Origin of the sequence: Chryseobacterium vaccae, assembly GCF_009602705.1 — a bacterium.
Taxonomy (GTDB): domain Bacteria; phylum Bacteroidota; class Bacteroidia; order Flavobacteriales; family Weeksellaceae; genus Chryseobacterium; species Chryseobacterium vaccae.
Genome location: NZ_VSWH01000001.1, coordinates 2,005,749 through 2,022,898, shown reverse-complemented (window position 1 = coordinate 2,022,898; position 17,150 = coordinate 2,005,749). Strand labels below are relative to the sequence as shown.

The 17,150-nt window shown below is 37.8% G+C and carries 21 protein-coding genes; 15 read left to right on the top strand and 6 right to left on the bottom strand.

The window, feature by feature from the left end:
- From FW768_RS09130 to FW768_RS09090, 9 genes are all read left to right on the top strand, one after another.
- Positions 1-1,038, top strand: coding sequence for a hypothetical protein (locus FW768_RS09130; protein WP_153394710.1), 1,038 nt, complete (start codon positions 1-3; stop codon positions 1,036-1,038).
- Between the two features lie 2 nt (positions 1,039-1,040).
- Entirely contained in the window at positions 1,041-1,541 is a 501-nt protein-coding gene (locus tag FW768_RS09125; RefSeq protein ID WP_153394708.1) for a DUF4280 domain-containing protein, read from the top strand.
- Between the two features lie 3 nt (positions 1,542-1,544).
- Positions 1,545-4,388, top strand: coding sequence for an OmpA family protein (locus tag FW768_RS09120; protein WP_153394706.1), 2,844 nt, complete (start codon positions 1,545-1,547; stop codon positions 4,386-4,388).
- A gap of 79 nt (positions 4,389-4,467) precedes the next feature.
- A complete protein-coding gene (locus FW768_RS09115) occupies positions 4,468-5,328 on the top strand; it encodes a hypothetical protein (protein WP_153394704.1) in 861 nt (286 codons plus the stop codon).
- A 23-nt stretch (positions 5,329-5,351) separates the two neighbouring features.
- Complete coding sequence (locus FW768_RS09110) at positions 5,352-5,705, top strand: hypothetical protein (protein WP_153394702.1); 354 nt, start codon at positions 5,352-5,354, stop codon at positions 5,703-5,705.
- A gap of 17 nt (positions 5,706-5,722) precedes the next feature.
- The gene (locus FW768_RS09105) at positions 5,723-6,376 is read left to right on the top strand and encodes a hypothetical protein (protein ID WP_153394700.1); all 654 of its coding nucleotides are present in this window, start codon (positions 5,723-5,725) and stop codon (positions 6,374-6,376) included.
- Between the two features lie 123 nt (positions 6,377-6,499).
- Positions 6,500-7,285, top strand: coding sequence for a hypothetical protein (locus tag FW768_RS09100; protein ID WP_153394698.1), 786 nt, complete (start codon positions 6,500-6,502; stop codon positions 7,283-7,285).
- Complete coding sequence (locus FW768_RS09095) at positions 7,285-7,845, top strand: LemA family protein (protein WP_153394696.1); 561 nt, start codon at positions 7,285-7,287, stop codon at positions 7,843-7,845. The genes FW768_RS09100 and FW768_RS09095 overlap by 1 nt, the downstream gene beginning before the upstream one ends.
- Positions 7,832-8,200, top strand: coding sequence for a hypothetical protein (locus FW768_RS09090; protein WP_185151957.1), 369 nt, complete (start codon positions 7,832-7,834; stop codon positions 8,198-8,200). The genes FW768_RS09095 and FW768_RS09090 overlap by 14 nt, the downstream gene beginning before the upstream one ends.
- Before the next feature lie 305 nt (positions 8,201-8,505).
- Here the strand turns inward: FW768_RS09090 and FW768_RS09085 are convergent, their stop codons facing one another.
- The 3 genes from FW768_RS09085 to FW768_RS09075 all read right to left on the bottom strand — a co-directional run bounded on the left by FW768_RS09085 (position 8,506) and on the right by FW768_RS09075 (position 10,965).
- Positions 8,506-10,038 carry an endonuclease gene (locus FW768_RS09085; protein WP_153394692.1) on the bottom strand — a complete coding sequence of 511 codons (1,533 nt, stop codon included), beginning with the start codon at positions 10,036-10,038 and terminating at the stop codon, positions 8,506-8,508.
- Positions 10,039-10,253: 215 nt separating this feature from the next.
- Positions 10,254-10,781, bottom strand: a complete 528-nt coding sequence (locus tag FW768_RS09080) for a DUF4136 domain-containing protein (protein WP_153394690.1) — start codon at positions 10,779-10,781, stop codon at positions 10,254-10,256.
- A gap of 1 nt (position 10,782) precedes the next feature.
- Positions 10,783-10,965 carry a DUF5522 domain-containing protein gene (locus FW768_RS09075; RefSeq protein WP_007842321.1) on the bottom strand — a complete coding sequence of 61 codons (183 nt, stop codon included), beginning with the start codon at positions 10,963-10,965 and terminating at the stop codon, positions 10,783-10,785.
- 40 nt (positions 10,966-11,005) lie between these two features.
- Here FW768_RS09075 and FW768_RS09070 point away from each other — a divergent pair, with 40 nt between their 5' ends.
- Entirely contained in the window at positions 11,006-11,332 is a 327-nt protein-coding gene (locus FW768_RS09070) for a hypothetical protein (RefSeq protein ID WP_153394688.1), read from the top strand.
- Between the two features lie 4 nt (positions 11,333-11,336).
- Here the strand turns inward: FW768_RS09070 and FW768_RS09065 are convergent, their stop codons facing one another.
- From FW768_RS09065 to FW768_RS09055, 3 genes are all read right to left on the bottom strand, one after another.
- The gene (locus tag FW768_RS09065; protein ID WP_153394686.1) at positions 11,337-11,945 is read right to left on the bottom strand and encodes a hypothetical protein; all 609 of its coding nucleotides are present in this window, start codon (positions 11,943-11,945) and stop codon (positions 11,337-11,339) included.
- 83 nt (positions 11,946-12,028) lie between these two features.
- Complete coding sequence (locus tag FW768_RS09060) at positions 12,029-12,646, bottom strand: HD domain-containing protein (protein ID WP_153394684.1); 618 nt, start codon at positions 12,644-12,646, stop codon at positions 12,029-12,031.
- Between the two features lie 27 nt (positions 12,647-12,673).
- Positions 12,674-12,973, bottom strand: a complete 300-nt coding sequence (locus FW768_RS09055) for a rhodanese-like domain-containing protein (protein ID WP_153394682.1) — start codon at positions 12,971-12,973, stop codon at positions 12,674-12,676.
- Positions 12,974-13,216: 243 nt separating this feature from the next.
- Between FW768_RS09055 and queG the strand changes: the two genes are divergently transcribed.
- The 5 genes from queG (at position 13,217) to FW768_RS09030 (ending at position 17,100) form a co-directional block, all read left to right on the top strand.
- Positions 13,217-14,161 (top strand): tRNA epoxyqueuosine(34) reductase QueG, encoded by a 945-nt coding sequence (gene queG / locus FW768_RS09050; RefSeq protein ID WP_153399843.1) that lies wholly within the window; start codon positions 13,217-13,219, stop codon positions 14,159-14,161.
- Between the two features lie 357 nt (positions 14,162-14,518).
- Positions 14,519-15,196 (top strand): TIGR02117 family protein, encoded by a 678-nt coding sequence (locus FW768_RS09045; RefSeq protein ID WP_394349958.1) that lies wholly within the window; start codon positions 14,519-14,521, stop codon positions 15,194-15,196.
- Positions 15,197-15,202: 6 nt separating this feature from the next.
- Entirely contained in the window at positions 15,203-15,856 is a 654-nt protein-coding gene (locus tag FW768_RS09040) for a murein L,D-transpeptidase catalytic domain-containing protein (RefSeq protein ID WP_153394678.1), read from the top strand.
- 10 nt (positions 15,857-15,866) lie between these two features.
- Positions 15,867-16,328 (top strand): SRPBCC family protein, encoded by a 462-nt coding sequence (locus tag FW768_RS09035; protein WP_153394676.1) that lies wholly within the window; start codon positions 15,867-15,869, stop codon positions 16,326-16,328.
- 475 nt (positions 16,329-16,803) lie between these two features.
- Entirely contained in the window at positions 16,804-17,100 is a 297-nt protein-coding gene (locus tag FW768_RS09030; RefSeq protein ID WP_153394674.1) for a hypothetical protein, read from the top strand.
- Positions 17,101-17,150: the final 50 nt, after the last annotated feature.

Genomic DNA, 17,150 nt, shown 5'->3' with positions numbered 1-17,150 from the left:
ATGAAAACAAAATTCAACAATAGATTACTTACACTGGTTTCAATCCTGTGTTTCAGTTTGTATTTCGGGCAGAAAACAGAGTTTACAGTGCCTAAAAATATTGAGACCTTACAAAACTTCATTTTTAATTTCAGCAATGACTTTACAAAAGATGATGTTAAAGGAGCAGCTGCATCAGATACCGATTTCTCCACCTCAGTTGACCTCTACAATCTTAAAGATGAAGCAGGAAAAAAGAATCCTTATCTGATTCTTGCTCTGAAAAGCGGGGCAAAACCCAAACAATTCATTAGTCATGCTGCCTGGAATATAACGATGAAAAAGCTGTCTTCCAAAAGTACGAAAGTCAGTATTTCCCTTCAGGAAGTTGTTCCGGACAACTGGTCGAAGAAAGAGGTGGATGTAAAGCAGACCAAATCAACAGGCCTTCTGGAAAAAGAGATCAAAGCATTCCTGTTAAGTGATAAAACAGCTCAGGAATCAGCAGCATATGTTGCTGATTCCGTCGTTGCTGCAACAGAACCCGTAGCAGCAGACGATTCGGATTTTGTTATAGAAGAAAGCACACCAAAAAAGAAAATAGCATCCAAAAAACTGCAGAATCTGTTCAATAAAAAACAGTTCATCTCCCTGCCGGCATCAGAAGCTGTATTTACCAAACTTTTACAGATAAAATCCAGCCAGATGTCTTGCGAAAGCTGTAAAAACGGAACGCAGAGTAGCTGGGACTTCGATGATTTTAACCTGATCTACGGACATATGACCGATGGAACTGAATATTATGGACTGCAATATTTTGGGGATAAAGCGGTTTCTGGATTACCATACGGACTGGTGTTCAACAGCAGTTCGCCCACAGAATGCAGGGATAAGTTTGCAAGATATAATGCCAGTCTTTACCAGACTTCGGTAGAAGTAGACGAAAACACCTCCAGTGCCCTTACTGTGGTTACCTTTAAGATGAATTCCTCATTTGTCCGTCTGGAATTCGGAAACAGCTATTTGACCCGGGTTTTAATTTCCACTAAAGAATTTTAAGCATGGCAGAACAACATATTGTAGTACAGGGCGCTATGTGCAAATGCCAGTTCGGGCAGGCTCCCGATAAGCTCAAAGTACTTACCCATCAGAAAGAATACGCCAATGATAAAGACGGGTCCAAAAAGCTTATTGTAACCACCAAAGAGATTGGAGGAGCTACTTTCGAAAAAAATACCTTCGGAAACTGTACCAAAAACGGAGGTCCGCCGCCACCATGTAAGATCATGGTCACCGAATGGCAGGATTTCTACGATAAAGTACAACTCAGCAATGGAGGACACATTATTTTAGAAAAAAGTAAAGCCATTTGTGCGGTTGCCGGAACACCCTGTATCGAAATCATTGATCATGGCCAAAGGGCAGAAGCCAGCCAGCAGAACTTTAAAAATGCAGATAAAGACGTACAGCAACAGATCAATCCGCTTGTAAGTTCCGATGAAATGTATAAAGAAGAACCTACCCACGAAGGAGTGGAAGCAGGAGAGTCCCCAAAATTATAAGCGATGGCGAAAGGAATAAAAAAAATAAAATTTGTACCGATGCCCAATGAGGCGAATAATTCGAACTCCCGGTTCGGACCGGATAAATGGGTATGTGTTCCTGCGGATAAAAAGGCACATTTCTATATCAAAGAATGGCATAAAGACACTACAGAAGACCAGAAGAAAGGAAAACTCTACTGGATGGTGCTGGATAAGGACCGGAAAAATATTGTGGAACGTCTTCACTGCATGACTGATAAATATTTTTCATACAAAATTCCCAAGCGTCTCTGCGGATATACTTATTATGTGGAAGCCAGTATGACAGGGAAACCGGATGTGGCTTTTACAGGATTGATGATTGCCGGATTCTGCAATCCGCTTATTACCTCCAGCAAATGGAGTAAAACCAGAGGAGGAACGAATATCAGGAATACCGACAGCAAGAATTTTGGAGTGTCCTACGGAGAGATTGTTCATTTTCATGCTGATACAGAGGGGATTAATGGGGAAGTAGTAACCGTAGAGGTTCACAATGAAATGTGGAGCGGCGATTATAAAATGCGTACCATATACAATGTGGAAGTAAAGGACGGACAGATCAATCTTGAAATTCCCAATACATCACAATGGAAAGCATACATCAAATATATTCAGGAAAATGAGGAGTTTTATGTGAAAATTAAAAGAAAGAACGGAACCTACCTCAAAGATAAAGCAGGAAACGACAGGCACGGAAAATACCTGAACATTAAAAATGCGGTAAAAGCGGTTGTTAAAACACCACCGTCCAATCAGACCCCTTTAATCATCGGGCAGCCAAATACAGATATTTCAAGGGTAGGAACCTGTAAATTCAAACAAATAAAAATCAATGAGACCGATGAGTTTATCGTGTTTGAAGATGGAAAATCCAAGATCAAAGCAGTAGGAACAACACCCTTGGAACAGAAACATTTTGTGTTTTTCGATTTTAACAAGAGCGCTGTAAGAGCAGATGCACAGAAAACGCTAAACTCTCTGGTTGCCCTTTTGAAGTCCAACCCGCATTCCCAGATCATTATTGACGGTCATGCGGATGAAAGAGGTCCCGGGGATTACAACCTGAAACTGTCGCAGGACAGATCAGAAGCCGTCATGAATTTCATGAAAAGCAACGGGCTGGGATCTTCCAAATTTAAATGCCACGGACATGGGGAAAGCCAGTTAATTCATAAAGGAACAAAACTTACCGAAGCACAGCATCAGCAAAACAGAAGAGCAATGATCCGTTTCAATTATTATGAAAATAATTATGCCCCTATTATTTTCGAAACCATAGCTCCGTTTGCAGGTAAAACAAAAAATCTTACCGTAAGTGCGGTAAATAAAGAAAGAAAAGGCTGCAGAAGTACCCATAAAGACGAAATCATTATTCAGGAGGCCGGACTTCCTAAAAAAACTGAAGCTAAAAATACAGTCGTTTATCCGGTAAACGCTGATATAGGAAGTGATTTTATCCCAAACTATCTTAAGTATTTTGGAAAATACATCAATTATTTTTCCTCAATGCATAAAAGCTATTATTTCTATATCAACAGCTGTACTTATTTTCCTCAGAAAGACAAACCTACCCTTCAGGTAAAAACCTACCCGGATATTGTCTGGCTGGCCCACGGAAAATACGATTTCGAGGAAGACTATTTCTTCCACAACCACAGCGTAGACCTGCAGAAAGGATTTGTAACAGAGTTTGAATCCTTCATCGAAAGGGTTTATTTAGGAACCTCCGTAACGCTTGTGGATTATATGGCAAAACAGGTTCTTCTGGACTATATAAAATCCGAAGCCCAAAAGCTGGAAGCGGGATTACACGCTATTCACAACCGTACCCAGGAAAAAAAAGGAACAGCACTCAGCCTGACAGGAACCACCGTGAATTTTATAACCCAGACCAAATACACCAAATATGCCACCAGTATAGCCATGTTCGGTTTCGTATGTCTGCAGATCGTTATCGAAATTCTCATCCTGATTCTTACCAGAGGAAGAAGTGGTATCAGTAAGCTGAAGAAAATTAAAAAACTGGCGAAAGGCGTACAGAAAGCAATGAAAGCCATAGAAAGCCTGCCCGACTCCATTGAACTGGTAGGCCCATCCATGGCATACAAAAGCGGACTGTATTATTACAAACAGGCTGACGGAAGAGTAGCCATGATCTTTGAAGCAGGAATCAAAATAGATCCTCTGATCGGAGTAAAATATGAACTTGTAGGTAAAGACCTTCTGGATTATGTAACGGATAAAACCTTAAAAGATAAGCTCCCTGAAACAAAACATAAAGACTTTGAAGAAATCAGAGACAAAGTTAAAGGAACCTATGAAGATAAAACAACCAATATTTCATTCTCAGTAAGCATCATTGGAGCGATAAGTATTGAACAAAATATAAAATACAACTTCCTTACGAAAACCTATTCCTTCTCCAAACAGGCAGGCAACTACTACGATGAGGCGAAGGGAATCGTTGCTTTTGGCCAGTATGTAAGAGGAAAAGCAGAAGTGAAAAGTATTTTCTATAAAGAATTGTTTAGCTTTACCCCTTTAAAAACACAGGTAAAACTGGAGGCGAAATTAGAGATAGACTGTTCCTTTGGAATTGTACAGCAGTACGGGAAAGATGAAGGAGGTTTCTTTGTAGACAACAGCCTGTATTTTTCCGGACTGAAAGGAAAATATAAGTTTAAATCTGAGGTGAAAAACCAACAGCTGGGTATTGATTGGGAAACCTCTACAGATACGGATAAAGACAAAGAAGATAAATCATTCACTATTTTTAAAGAAAAGACCATCACCTTATACAAGATATACCTGCTTAAAACTTAATGCGATGAAGTATTCAAGACTGATATTTTTAATGCTGATGCTTACCTTCAGCCTGAATTGCTCACAAAAAAAAGATAACATGCAAAACAAGATAGAAATTAATTCAAAAAATATAGTAGAAGAGATCACCAGAAAAGTAAAACACTATGACTATGAGCCTAGATATTTTATAGAGATCGGTCAGAATATGGGCAATGCCGAAATCTTTGTAAACGGGCTGCCGGTTTACAGAAATTTTGAAGAAGAATCAGTTAGTACTTCGGTAAGTATTAATCACTGTATTTTCAGATCGGGAGTGCAGAAAATTACCTATAAAATATATAGCGACAGTCCTGATCATGCATTCCTGGAAATCAATGTTAAAGAATTTGATAACAAAAAACATGACGCTCCGGGAAAAGAAGTAATCATGCACAGAAGCCAGGCATTGGTGAAGAATACTGATTATAACATCAAACCTTACGAATATACTTTTGAATTTAAAGCGGCTGTTCCCTATCAGCTGGATCAGCCCAAAGAATATAAGAGTCTGAAAAAACTAGGGAATGAGGTGCTTAACGAAGAATTAAAAGAAAGATACAGCAAGATTAAAAGCTTATACGAAAATAAAGATATTGACGGGCTAGCCAGAGCTGTTTATCCAAGCATGAGCAACCAGTATATTTCAGAATACAATGACAGTACTGTAAATATTGGCTGGAACGAGCTGACCGAGGTTTATAAAAACTCCACCCTCAAAATGCAGGATGCAGAATCTTACGATACAGAGATCAGTGAAGACGGAAAATTTGCAAGATTCATCCAGAAAAGTACAGATCCAAGGCTCAAGCACAGAAGTGTGCTCTGGGGACTGTATAAAGTAGGAGGGAAAACAAAAGCCATGTTCAACAGCAGTTCTTTTTATCTTACGGAAGGAAAGACAAAACTTGAGATTTATTAAACAAAATACCCATAGAAAACCCAATGAAGCAGATCCTGATTATTTTTAGCTGTCTGATTACCTTAACCTGCTGTTCTCAAAAGAAAGAGGATACAGAACTTACTGGCAAATGGGTAGGAAAGGTTAAAGAATCCACAACCCAAAATGCAGTGGAGAAAATCGTACTTGAATTTACCAAAGACGGAAAATATATTCAGCATACCGGAGAAGGAAAGATGAAGCATACCACAGAGTCATCTTACAAAACAGAAAACGGGAAAGTGATCATTACGGAAACAGAAACCGGTGAAAAAACAGAAGTAAAATATGCTGTTAAAAATGATACGCTGACCATTGTATTCGAAGGAGTGGAAAATAAATTCGTAAAACAGAAATAAAGAGAAAGTAAAATCCTATGACTTTTTTCGGATATTTTGTTGTCATAATCACCCTATTTTCTGTATACGCAGGATATAGAATTTTCAGTAAGGTAATCCGGGTCAGAAATAGAGATAAGAAAGAGGGAAGTATCCTGGAAAAAGGATTTCTTCTTTTTTTTGTATGCCTGATCATGGTTGTGATCAATAGCCTTACTTTCGTGTTGTCGTACAGCTTTTTCTGGGAAAAGGGCTACAGAACTTTAAGCGAAAACAGATATGAAGCAGTTGTTACCGGCTATAAAAAGGAGATGGTCAAAAGCCAGAACTTCCGTAATTCTTCCTATTCCGATAAACCGGTATATTTTCCTGAAGTAGAATTTACCAATGGAGAAGGGAATAAAGTAACCAAAACATTGGATATTGCAGAGAATAATCCACCGAAGATCGGGCAGCACCTTCAGATCACTGATAAGAGCTCTGAAAACAGCGCCAATGCCATCGATCTCAACTGGATCATGTTCTTTTTTGGAAGTATTTTTACAGGAATATCGGCATTTTTCGCCTGTTTACTGTTCTCTTATACCACAGAACAAACCATGAAAAAGAGAATATCTGTATCTGCATACTTCGGATTGCTGATTCTGCTGATTAATATAGGCTGTGTGGTCATTATTTATCTGAAACAGTAATAAAACCAGACTTTTCCTGTTGTTTTTTAATGAAAATTCAGAATCTTTTAATTTGAAATAAAACGTATTTTTAAACTTTCTGTCTGTGGTATAAAATATTCAGCGGATAATGATAACATAACCATGAGAAACAAAAGAAAAGTATCATATATAGGATGGGCAATTTTTGCAGTCCTTCTGCTCTGTCTGATCTATTTTATTTTATGGGTTGTAGTTTTTAAAGAGAAGATGCCTTTACATCACGTAATGCTTAACATAGCCCAGAATTATGATGCCTACGCAGAACAGCTGTTTGTATTTTTTCCTCTGGCATTTTTTGTTTTCATCGCACTGGTTTTGATGAAGCCTACACCTGCCAAACGTTTTCTCAGGCTTCAGGCTTCTCTGCCTACGTCAAAAATAAAATCGCTGGCTAAGGGTCTTGTGGAAATTGAAGGAACACTGATGATGGATAAACCACTTATTTCTCCGGTAGATGGTGAAGAATGTATAGGATATTATTATACTATAGAAGACATTGAAAGAGATTCGGACGGGAAAGATTCATACAGAACCATTCACCGCGAAACCCAATGTAATCCTTTCCGGATACAGGATGATACCGGAATGATAGACATAAAACCGGAAGGCATAGAGCTCATCCTTCTGGCAGAAACCAATGTAAGCCGAGGCAATAATAAAAGATACACAGAAACCCTTCTGAAAAACGGGCAGAAAATGCTTTTGGTAGGATATGCCGATGCTGAAGACGGAACGACTTTCATCAAAAAAGATGATCATTACAAAATATTAGGGATCACTTCCGCATCAGGAATTACCATCTGGAATAAATATCAGCCCCTGTTGAGGTCTTTCATGTTTACCTGTACAGCCGTGATCATAATGATTATTTATATACTTTTACAATAATGAATCAGACTACCGCAATAGCATTTTCAATACTCCTGGTGATCGCCGTGATCAGCTTTTTTATCAATATTTATAATAAGCTGGTTCTGCTCAGATTTAATATCGAAAAAGCTTACAGTAATATAGATGTCGTTCTGAAACAGAGAGCAGATGAAATCCCCAATCTGGTCAATGTAGCCAAAAGCTATATGAATTATGAAAAAGAAATTCTTACCCACCTGACAGAGCTCCGATCTTCTTACAGAAATGCTACAGATTCCGATCAGAAGACAGGATTGGCCAATGAAACTTCAAGAGCTCTTCAATCTTTCTTCGCGGTATCTGAAAACTATCCGGAATTGAAGTCCAACAATAATTTTCTGGAGCTGCAGAAAAGAATCACCGAACTTGAAAATAAAATTGCAGACCGCAGAGAATTCTTTAACGACAGCGTTAACCTATACAATATCGGGATTCATGAATTTCCCAATGTGATCTTTGCTAAACTGTTCGGATACAAAAATAAAACCCTGCTGGAAATCCCTGATTCAGAAAAACACTATGAAAATGTTCAGTTTTAATACCTTCTTCGGGCTGGAACAGGAACTGACAGAGCATCCCGAAACTGTAATTTTTGCCGCTATGTTCCTGCCATTGATATTGGCCGTACTCCTGATACCCATAGCCTGGATATTCAGAAAATTGAAAGTGAATATGTACCTCATTCAGGCATTGTATTACACGCTGCTTTTTACCTTTATATTGGGAGCTGTTGCCATATTTGTTCTTTTCCTCACCACTGATAAGAACGGTATTAAACTCGCCTACTGCTGGCTGGTCATTTTCATAGGAATGCTCACCTTTTCACTAGTAAATACATCTACGCTTAATAAAATGTTTACGGATTGGGGGAAAACAATCAAGACAAAAAAATGAATTAAAAATTGTGTGACAAACAGAAAAAGGAATGAACATTTCAAGGTGATCTCATTTGAAAGAAGGCAATCTTTATTGAATAAAGATGGGCTTTAGCCCATCATATATCCATCCCTCTTTATGAATCAAAGATTTTGTGGAAAAACCAAAAACAAGGAATGAATCTGTTAGGGTAATCTCATTTGAAAGAAGGTAATCTTTATTCAATAGGAACGGGCTTCAGCCCGTTCACAACCAAAACATTCCATAATCATTAAAACAAAAAGACCGGCTTAACCGGTCTCATTATAATATGGTATTCAAAATTATTTTACTAAAAATTTCAATGTTGATTGATCCAGTTTCAATAAATAAACCCCTTGTCCGAGGTTTTTGATTCTAATAGAATTCCCGTTTTTAAAAGGCTGGTCAATAGTCTGAAGAGGTCTTCCCTGAAGATTATAGATTTCTGCTTTTTTGATATTCTGAACATTTCCTTTCACAAAGATTTCCTGTCCTGAAATTGGATTAGGGTAAACCTGAAGCTCCTGAATAGGGACATCAGAAGAAGACGTTCTGCTTTGTTTGGAAGTTCCTGAATAGCAGGTCCATTTCAGATCATCAATAGCAATTCTGTTGCCTGAAGAATTATTAACCAGGCTCACCGTTACATTTCCGGAAATATTAATATTACTGATTGTTGTTGTAGTTGCGGTTGTGCTGTAAGGAACTGTTCCAACAGTGGTTCCGTTTACTTTTACGTCTAAGTTTCCGTTGCTTCCTGAAAATTTCAATTGGGTAGTTACCGTTAATGATCCGATTCCATTGGCTGAGCTGCCTGAAGTTAAAGAACCATTTCTCACCGTAATAGCTTTATTGCTAATCGTTTGATCCGTTCTGGCATCTGTGGCGGTCCAGGAAATACCTCCGTTTGTCCATGTTCTTGTTGTGTAAGAGGCATTGGCTGCCGGGATTGATTCAAATGTTTCGTTGATACAGTCTGTTCCCGGATTAGGATTAGGATTAGGATTAGGATTAGGTGTTCCCGGATTGGAAGATCCCCAGATCAGGTTCACATAATTCGGATTGTCAATAAACGGATTTCTGTTTCCCTGATATTTATAGGATGCATTATTTCGGTTAACTTCTGCCGGAGAAACGGGATCCTGATTATGCCATGCGAGAAGAACATTCAGCTCCCAGGTCTGAAGCCCCGGAAATGTGGTGTTTCCAAGCATATTCCCTGAAGAAAATGAAGAAAGCTTGCTTTGGTAGCGGGTTACAAAATAGAAAATCATACGGGCTACATCCCCTTTAAACTCATCAATCGGTTCAAATACAGTACCCGAATAGCCTGAAGAAGCAGAACTGCCGAGTTTAGAACCGTTTTTCGAAGTAAATGTTGCCGTTCCTACTTTCCCGAAAGGATAATTGCTTCTCATTCCGTTCACTTTTCCGTCAGTGGCACGAATGAAATGAATATCTGAAACCATTGGCGCCGATTGATTGAATAAGCTTTGAGGAACAATATGTTCACGGTTGTAGCAGTCGCCTTCCGTTCCGTAAGTTCCGCATTGGTTAGTTCCCGGAGTATACTTGTAAGGATCGGTTCCGGCTGGCTTCTCTGAATAAATATCCATGATAGAGCCGTCATTTTCATAATTTTTATCAACATCAGTGGTTTTGTAGCCGGTCCACAAACCGTTATAACCTTTGTCCTGATGCCCGTTGGTAATGATGGTGCTTAATGCCGTTTTCAGCGATGCTCCACTCAATCCGCTGGCTGAATTGTAATACCCTGCAGGAGCCTGGGCATTGGCAAACCCCGCTATTACAGTGAATAAGATGATTTTTTTCATATCAATAAAATTTCCGTAAGATTACTACATTTCATTGAATAAAAAATGACATTACCGTTAATTTTGAATGAACAGCCTTCTTATTTTATATGCTGAGAATAATACGTAAAATCTAGCAGGTTTCAAAGACCTGTTAGGTTTAGAAATAACAACAATAACAAACAAAAAACCGGTACAAAAAAATGTACCGGCTATATATCATAATAAATTGAAACTTATTTTTTCTGTGGCGGATAATTCTTCATAATCTCAGCCATAATTTCCGGGATTTGTCTCTGTTTAGCTTTTGGAGAATCTACAGAAATTCCGCTTCCGATTCCCTGCCATACCAGTTTGTTACTTCTTGAATCAATAAGATCTACAATGATTGCCCCTTCGTTATAGTTGCTGGTCCATGTTCTGCTCATGCCAACACCCCATCCGAAAGGTCCGCCCCATCCATACATCCCGTAAGGAGTATTATTGGTAATATCAGTGACTTTTTTGTGGTTGGCTTTTACATTAACAATCAGATCAGGATTTTCTCCGGATTGAAGACCTTTGCTCTGAAGTTGTCTCGACAGTTCATTCAGAACCCTGTCTTTATCAATGTCATTTAATTTCAGGTCGTCAATTCTTATTTTATACGTTTTATACGTAGTAAAATTTGCAGTCTCAGCATAATCTGAACGTACCTGGAAAGGACTACACGATGTAAGGGCTAATGAAGCCGATGCTAACAAAATAAAAATATATTTTTTCATTTTATTTATTTTTTTTATCGTTTTTTATGAATGTATCAGTCTTTTTATCGTACCCGTAAGGACAGTGTCTGCAGCCGCTTTTACAGCAATATCCTCTTTTCAGATGGAATTTCTCTGTAAAAACCTTGTACCCCTGTTCATTATAGTAAAAGTCTTCACCTTCTTTGATGTCATAATGGGCCATAAGTTAAATCTCTAAGTCAAAAAAACTTTATATTTGTTATATGATAATTGTATGCCAAAAGCCATTAAAAAAACTTAAAATTAACGGCATTGCTCTTTTTCCCTTTATCTTCATTAGGAAACCCGAAGATAAGGAAAATAAAATACTTATCAATCACGAAAAAATCCATTTAAGACAGCAGATGGAGATGCTGATCATTTTCTTTTATATAGTCTATGTTATTGAATATTACTACTGGTTTTTCAGATTAAAAGACGGCTATCTTGCCTACAGAAGAATTTCATTTGAAAGAGAAGCTTATACTAATGAATGTGATTTAGGTTACCTTAAAAAAAGAAAGTTCTGGAATTTCAGAAAATACCTGTAACGGTTTATTTCTTGTTTTCCCATTCTTTGTCAAAATCCTGCTGCTTTTTTTCAGGGGCGAAATAGCTGTCCCGGTTTCTGCCCATATCATAAGAAATCGCTTTTTCTATCATGAGATTGAGATCCGGAATGATCCAATCCGGAGAACCTTTTTTCTCCTGTCCGTTGGTATACACTTTAATTGCTTTTCCATCACTCATTTCTACCTTCATCAACAGGCAAGGGCTCATATATCCCGAGCATGAATGCCCCGTATATACTTCCCGGGCTGCCGTACCATCATTAAATGTAATATTAAGTTCAAGATAGTTTCTGGGCTGGGTTGATTGTACGCCATAGCGGGCATAACTTTCAATAGTTTTGATGGTTTTTAAATAATTGATTGTATTTTGACGGCTTTCACTGATATATCCGGGATACATCGTACTTTGCGTATGATTTTCGATTTGCTGGTCAACCTGTGCATTGAACATACTGATGATCTTGTCATTGGATTGATCCACCTTATCAAATTCAGATTTTGAACCAAAAGGATTCCCTAAAAACGCATACAGGATACCGGCTGATAATCCTGCAATGATAAAAATAATGCCAATAGGATAGAACTTTTTCATGGTGGGTCATATTTTTGTTTACACTAATGTACAACAAAATAGTTCTGATTCCTGATCCCGCTAAAAAAGTTACTTTCAACGAATTAAAGCATCTGAAGTTCGGCTTTTATATTTTCTATAGCCTGAGTTTCATATAGGCTTTTGAATTCTTCTGTTTTAAAGATCCCGTCAAGTTCCAGAAAATGTTTCAGCACTTTTTTTCGTCCGGGCTTATAGAGAAAATCAGGATAGATAGAATATTCTTTACGGATTTTCCGGCTGTAATCGAGATAAGTTTCCAGATCTTTCCCCAAAACAGAAAGATCAGCATCCAGAAGATAGTTGGTATCATGATCATCAGATTTCTGATGGGTTTTTGTAGCAATGATCTGATTTTGAATTTTTAAAATTTTATCCTGAGAAAGTTGTAATTTCTCAAGCCTTAGTACAGCATATGCTGCGCTTTTTTCTTCATTGGACTTTGAAGAAGCATCATAAATAACATCATGATAGAATACAGAAAACAGAATCTCATCAAAACTGGAGATTTTGTCTCTTACAGTTTCAAGTTCATGAATCATATTTTCAAGATGAAGAAGATGATGATAATGTCTGCCTTTTTCAGAATACTGAACATCAATTTCCTGCCAGCAAGAGCTGATAAGGTTCTTATCTTTTGTAAAAGAAAGAGAGAGCTGTTCAAATGTTTTTTTCAGATCCATGATTCATTAAGATAAAAAAAGGAACTTTTAAAAAGTTCCCTGATTTGCTTCCAATACTGCTTTTAGCTCAGCCCAGCCTCCGCCGTTATGACCGTCTTTCAGGCCTTGGCCGTTAAGATATTCCAATGCTTTTCCGCTTCTGTTACCACTTCTGCAGAATAAGATCACCGGTTTTTCAATGGATAAGATTTCTTCTTTTCTATCTTCTACTTCACCAAGAGGAATATTTTTCGCTCCCTCAATATTCCCGTCCATTTCAAGTTCCATTGGCTCACGAACATCAATTAGTTCATAATTTCCTGATTGTATTACTTCTATTAAAGACATAACTGTTTAATTTTAAATATTAAAAATATGAACGAAAATACACAATTTTTTCTGAAAACTTTCTACTGCATCCAAATATTCATCCGCTTCATCGGATCAACGAAGTTGATTCTGTTCTTAGTCCCTTAAAAATCGATATTGCCTATAAATCATCTTTGCGTTTCCAAAAAAATCTGCATTTCCAACAGTTTCTTATTCAATTGAACATTGATAAAATAATATTAATTTTGCAAAGTGGAAATCCTGAACACCGGTGCCGAAAAATACTCACAGCTGATTAAATCTAAAGCAGAACGTTTTGGATTTCAGAACTGCGGTATTTCAAAAGCTGATTTCCTGGAAGAAGATGCACCCAATCTTGAAAAATGGCTCAAAAATAATTTTCATGGCGAGATGAAGTACATGGAGAATCATTTTGACAAAAGATTAGATCCAAGGCTGCTGGTGGAGGGCTCCAAATCCGTCATCTCACTTTCCTATAACTATTTCCCTGAAGAAAAAATCTCTGCACTGGAGAACTATAAGATCTCCAAATATGCTTATGCAGAAGATTATCATGAAGTGGTTAAAGAAATTCTTCGTGAAATGGTGGCAGAACTTCAGGAAGAAATAGGCGAGTTCGGATTCAGGGTTTTTGTGGATTCAGCACCTGTGTTGGAAAGAAGCTGGGCCAGAAAATCAGGAATAGGCTGGGTTGGTAAAAATGCAAACCTCATCACCAAACAGAACGGCTCTTTTTACTTTCTGGCAGAAATTATCTGTGATCTTGAACTTGTTCCGGATCATGCCGTGACGGATCACTGCGGAACATGCAGGAAATGTATTGATGCCTGCCCTACAGATGCCATTGTATCTGAAAAGATCATCGACGGAAGCCGCTGTATTTCCTATGCCACCATAGAACTGAAGAATGAAATTCCGGATCATTTTAAAAATAAAATGGAAGACTGGATGTTCGGATGTGATATCTGCCAGGATGTATGCCCGTGGAACCGGTTTTCTGCGCCTCATCAGCAGAACAGATTTGCTCCCAATGAAGCCTTGAAAAATTTCAAAAAAGAAGAATGGAAGGAAATTACCCAGGAAATATTCTCCGGAATCTTCAGAAAATCACCTGTGAAAAGGACCAAATTTGCCGGTCTCAAGCGAAATATTGAGTTCCTTGAAAAATATTCAGATAAAAATTAGCCTGGATTGCAGCGGACGTTCCCTCGTCTGGAATTTTGAGGTTCCAAAATCTAAAAGGATAATCGTCCATTCCTTAAGTTTTCAGTCTTAAAGAGGTTAGATTTAATACGGTAAGAATCTTTATAACATCTTTCCTAAAAAGAAAAATTGACTTTCAGGAGACTTAAGTCCCACAGAAAATCAACGTTTTTTTTGTACTCTTTTAGGAGCTGTTTTTACTCTTATTTTAAATCTTTTTTGTGATTTAGTGTTTTTACGCATATTTGTGAATATTTCGTAACTAAATATACTCATTTTTCGGATTAAAACAAATACTTTTACTGAAAATTATAGATTAAATTTTATTAAAACATGACTGTGAAAATGATATTAATGTATGTCCTGAAAACCATAGGCGTAATTTTGGGAATTATAATTGTATATGTTGCATTAGGCCTTGCGCTTCCGCTTATATCCGTTTCTGCCAAAAATGACGGACAGGAAAAGGTTATTCCCATCTATATTTATACCAACGGCGTGCACACCGATATTGTGATGCCTGTGAAAAATGATCTGCAGGACTGGAGCCAGAAAATTCCTTTCAATAATATTAAATCGAAAAAAACAGATTACAGCTATATTGGAATAGGCTGGGGGGATAAAGGATTTTACCTTGATACACCCACCTGGGCCGACCTTAAGTTCTCAACAGCCGTGAAAGCCGCCTTCTGGATGAGTGAGTCAGCCATGCATTGCACTTATTACAGAACGATGAAAGAAGGGGATGACTGCAAAATGATCATGATCAGCAGAAACCAGTATAAGGATCTGGTGAAATTCGTAGAAGATAAATTTGACAGAGATCAGAACGGAAACTTCATCCTGATTCCTACCAATGCGGTTTATGATGATAACGACGCATTCTACGATGCTAAAGGAACGTACAGCTTCCTGTATACCTGCAATACCTGGTCAAACGATGCTCTGAAAGCAGCCGGACAGAAAGCCGCCCTGTGGACCCCAACCGATTTTGGAATTTTCCGCCATTATAAATAACGGCAAATGAAGCTTCTGCTTGTAATTTTCAGTGTTTTTCTCCTGTTTTCCTGCGGTAATGAGCCTAAATTTATACCGGTAAAAAATGTTACAGATAAATCAACTGTTCAGACTGAAAAAAAGCCGGAAGCTGATCTGTCTGAAATAGCAGCCAAAGCAGAAGAAGCCCTGAGATTCTGCACCGCGACGAAGATGAATACAGATTTCTGTATCCTGATCGATATGAGCCTGCATTCCGGGATCAAAAGATTTTTTGTCTGGGATTTTAAAAATAAAACTATTTCAAAACAATATCTGGTTGGGCATGGATGTGGTACGAATTCCTGGAGTGCTGATGGGTCTAAAGCCAATCCACAGTTCAGTAATGAAGATGGAAGCCATCTTTCCGCATTGGGAAAATATAAGCTTGGAGAAAGAGGGTACAGCAATTGGGGAATTAATGTGAAATACCTGATGCACGGCCTTGAAAAAACCAACAACAATGCTCTGAGACGCTTCATTGTCTTTCATTCGTGGGATTTGATGAGTGATGAAGACGTATTTCCGAAAGGTTCTCCGGAGGGCTGGGGATGTCCCACCATTTCCAATAATGCCATGAAAGAAATTGACCCTATGCTGCAGAAAGCCGGAAAACCCGTTTTAATGTGGATTTATCAGTAAATAAAAAACAATGAAGCACCGCTTTTACAGAGAACAGCAGCTTAACTGCAGCCTGGAAACCGCCTGGAAATTTTTCTCTTCAGCCAATAACCTGTCAGAGATCACCCCGGAAGATATGAACTTTACGGTAATCACCACAATGGAAAATGATGAGATTTACGAAGGAATGCTCATTGACTATTACGTTTCCCCTTTATTGGGTATTAAAATGAAATGGCAGACCGAGATCATTCAGGTAGATCCTCAAAAAAGTTTTACCGATTTTCAGAAAAAAGGACCTTATAAACTATGGCATCATCATCATGAATTTATCCCGAATGAAAAAGGAGTATTGATGAAAGATACTATAGATTATGAATTGCCAATGGGATTTCTTGGAAATATAGCCCACCGTCTTATGGTAAGAAATAAACTGAAACAGATCTTTGATTACCGCTATCAGGTATTGGAGAAAATGTTTGGAGAAAAATAATTCTGAAATTAAATTCAGATAAGATGAAATGAATTCATGGTGTTCATTTTTTCAACTTTAAATAAATGGTGAAGTATTTTGTATGTTTAAAAGTTTCCCACGGATTCCACAAATTACGCTGATGTTTGTGGATATTTTAAAAGCCTGCAGATTGGGCAGATCACGCAGATTTTTTTAATCAGCCCAATAAAAATCGTAGATTTTTAAAGAGCTTATGTGAACTTGTTAAAAATCAAAGTGTTAAAATATTTTGTGCCTAAAAGATTTTTCCCATACACATAATCTCTTAAAATGAGACTTTTGAATACCCTCAAAGTTTTTTCTGGTAAAACTCTCATTGTTTAAGTTTTTTTAACATTTAAAAGACCGTGAACCTCGTCTGAAATCCATAATTTTGCAGAACTATTGTTTTTACTGAAAAACTAAGTATTCTTTTGACATGGCAGGCCTGAAGTCATTTATCTTTTTTTATTTCATGTTGGTTTTTACCCTTTTCAATTCGAAATGGGCAGAAAAATCATTGCAGAATGTTCCATGTGTACCTCAGGTAGGCAATGTTCATATCCTCGATTTTTACGAAGAAACGGATATGAATGCCCATGCCGTGTCTGCAGTTTCTAAAATTGTAAAAAATGCGGCCCGCAAAATTGATGAAGCATCCGGTGACTTCTCAGCAATTGAAAAAATCACTTCAAAAATTACGCTCCCGGATATTGCCGTTTCATCCATCTGCGGTGTCAAATCCTTTCTCCATCTTCTCCAGTTGTACTAGTTTAAGTTATTGAAAACCAATTTATTTTAACGAAATTTTATAACTTAAAC

Coding starts and splice junctions, on each gene's coding strand:
- FW768_RS09130 (WP_153394710.1), top strand. CDS start 1: ATGAAAACAAAATTCAACAATAGATTACTTACACTGGTTTCAATCCTG.
- FW768_RS09125 (WP_153394708.1), top strand. CDS start 1,041: ATGGCAGAACAACATATTGTAGTACAGGGCGCTATGTGCAAATGCCAG.
- FW768_RS09120 (WP_153394706.1), top strand. CDS start 1,545: ATGGCGAAAGGAATAAAAAAAATAAAATTTGTACCGATGCCCAATGAG.
- FW768_RS09115 (WP_153394704.1), top strand. CDS start 4,468: ATGCAAAACAAGATAGAAATTAATTCAAAAAATATAGTAGAAGAGATC.
- FW768_RS09110 (WP_153394702.1), top strand. CDS start 5,352: ATGAAGCAGATCCTGATTATTTTTAGCTGTCTGATTACCTTAACCTGC.
- FW768_RS09105 (WP_153394700.1), top strand. CDS start 5,723: ATGACTTTTTTCGGATATTTTGTTGTCATAATCACCCTATTTTCTGTA.
- FW768_RS09100 (WP_153394698.1), top strand. CDS start 6,500: ATGAGAAACAAAAGAAAAGTATCATATATAGGATGGGCAATTTTTGCA.
- FW768_RS09095 (WP_153394696.1), top strand. CDS start 7,285: ATGAATCAGACTACCGCAATAGCATTTTCAATACTCCTGGTGATCGCC.
- FW768_RS09090 (WP_185151957.1), top strand. CDS start 7,832: ATGTTCAGTTTTAATACCTTCTTCGGGCTGGAACAGGAACTGACAGAG.
- FW768_RS09085 (WP_153394692.1), bottom strand. CDS start 10,038: ATGAAAAAAATCATCTTATTCACTGTAATAGCGGGGTTTGCCAATGCC.
- FW768_RS09080 (WP_153394690.1), bottom strand. CDS start 10,781: ATGAAAAAATATATTTTTATTTTGTTAGCATCGGCTTCATTAGCCCTT.
- FW768_RS09075 (WP_007842321.1), bottom strand. CDS start 10,965: ATGGCCCATTATGACATCAAAGAAGGTGAAGACTTTTACTATAATGAA.
- FW768_RS09070 (WP_153394688.1), top strand. CDS start 11,006: ATGATAATTGTATGCCAAAAGCCATTAAAAAAACTTAAAATTAACGGC.
- FW768_RS09065 (WP_153394686.1), bottom strand. CDS start 11,945: ATGAAAAAGTTCTATCCTATTGGCATTATTTTTATCATTGCAGGATTA.
- FW768_RS09060 (WP_153394684.1), bottom strand. CDS start 12,646: ATGGATCTGAAAAAAACATTTGAACAGCTCTCTCTTTCTTTTACAAAA.
- FW768_RS09055 (WP_153394682.1), bottom strand. CDS start 12,973: ATGTCTTTAATAGAAGTAATACAATCAGGAAATTATGAACTAATTGAT.
- FW768_RS09040 (WP_153394678.1), top strand. CDS start 15,203: ATGAAGCTTCTGCTTGTAATTTTCAGTGTTTTTCTCCTGTTTTCCTGC.
- FW768_RS09035 (WP_153394676.1), top strand. CDS start 15,867: ATGAAGCACCGCTTTTACAGAGAACAGCAGCTTAACTGCAGCCTGGAA.
- FW768_RS09030 (WP_153394674.1), top strand. CDS start 16,804: ATGTTGGTTTTTACCCTTTTCAATTCGAAATGGGCAGAAAAATCATTG.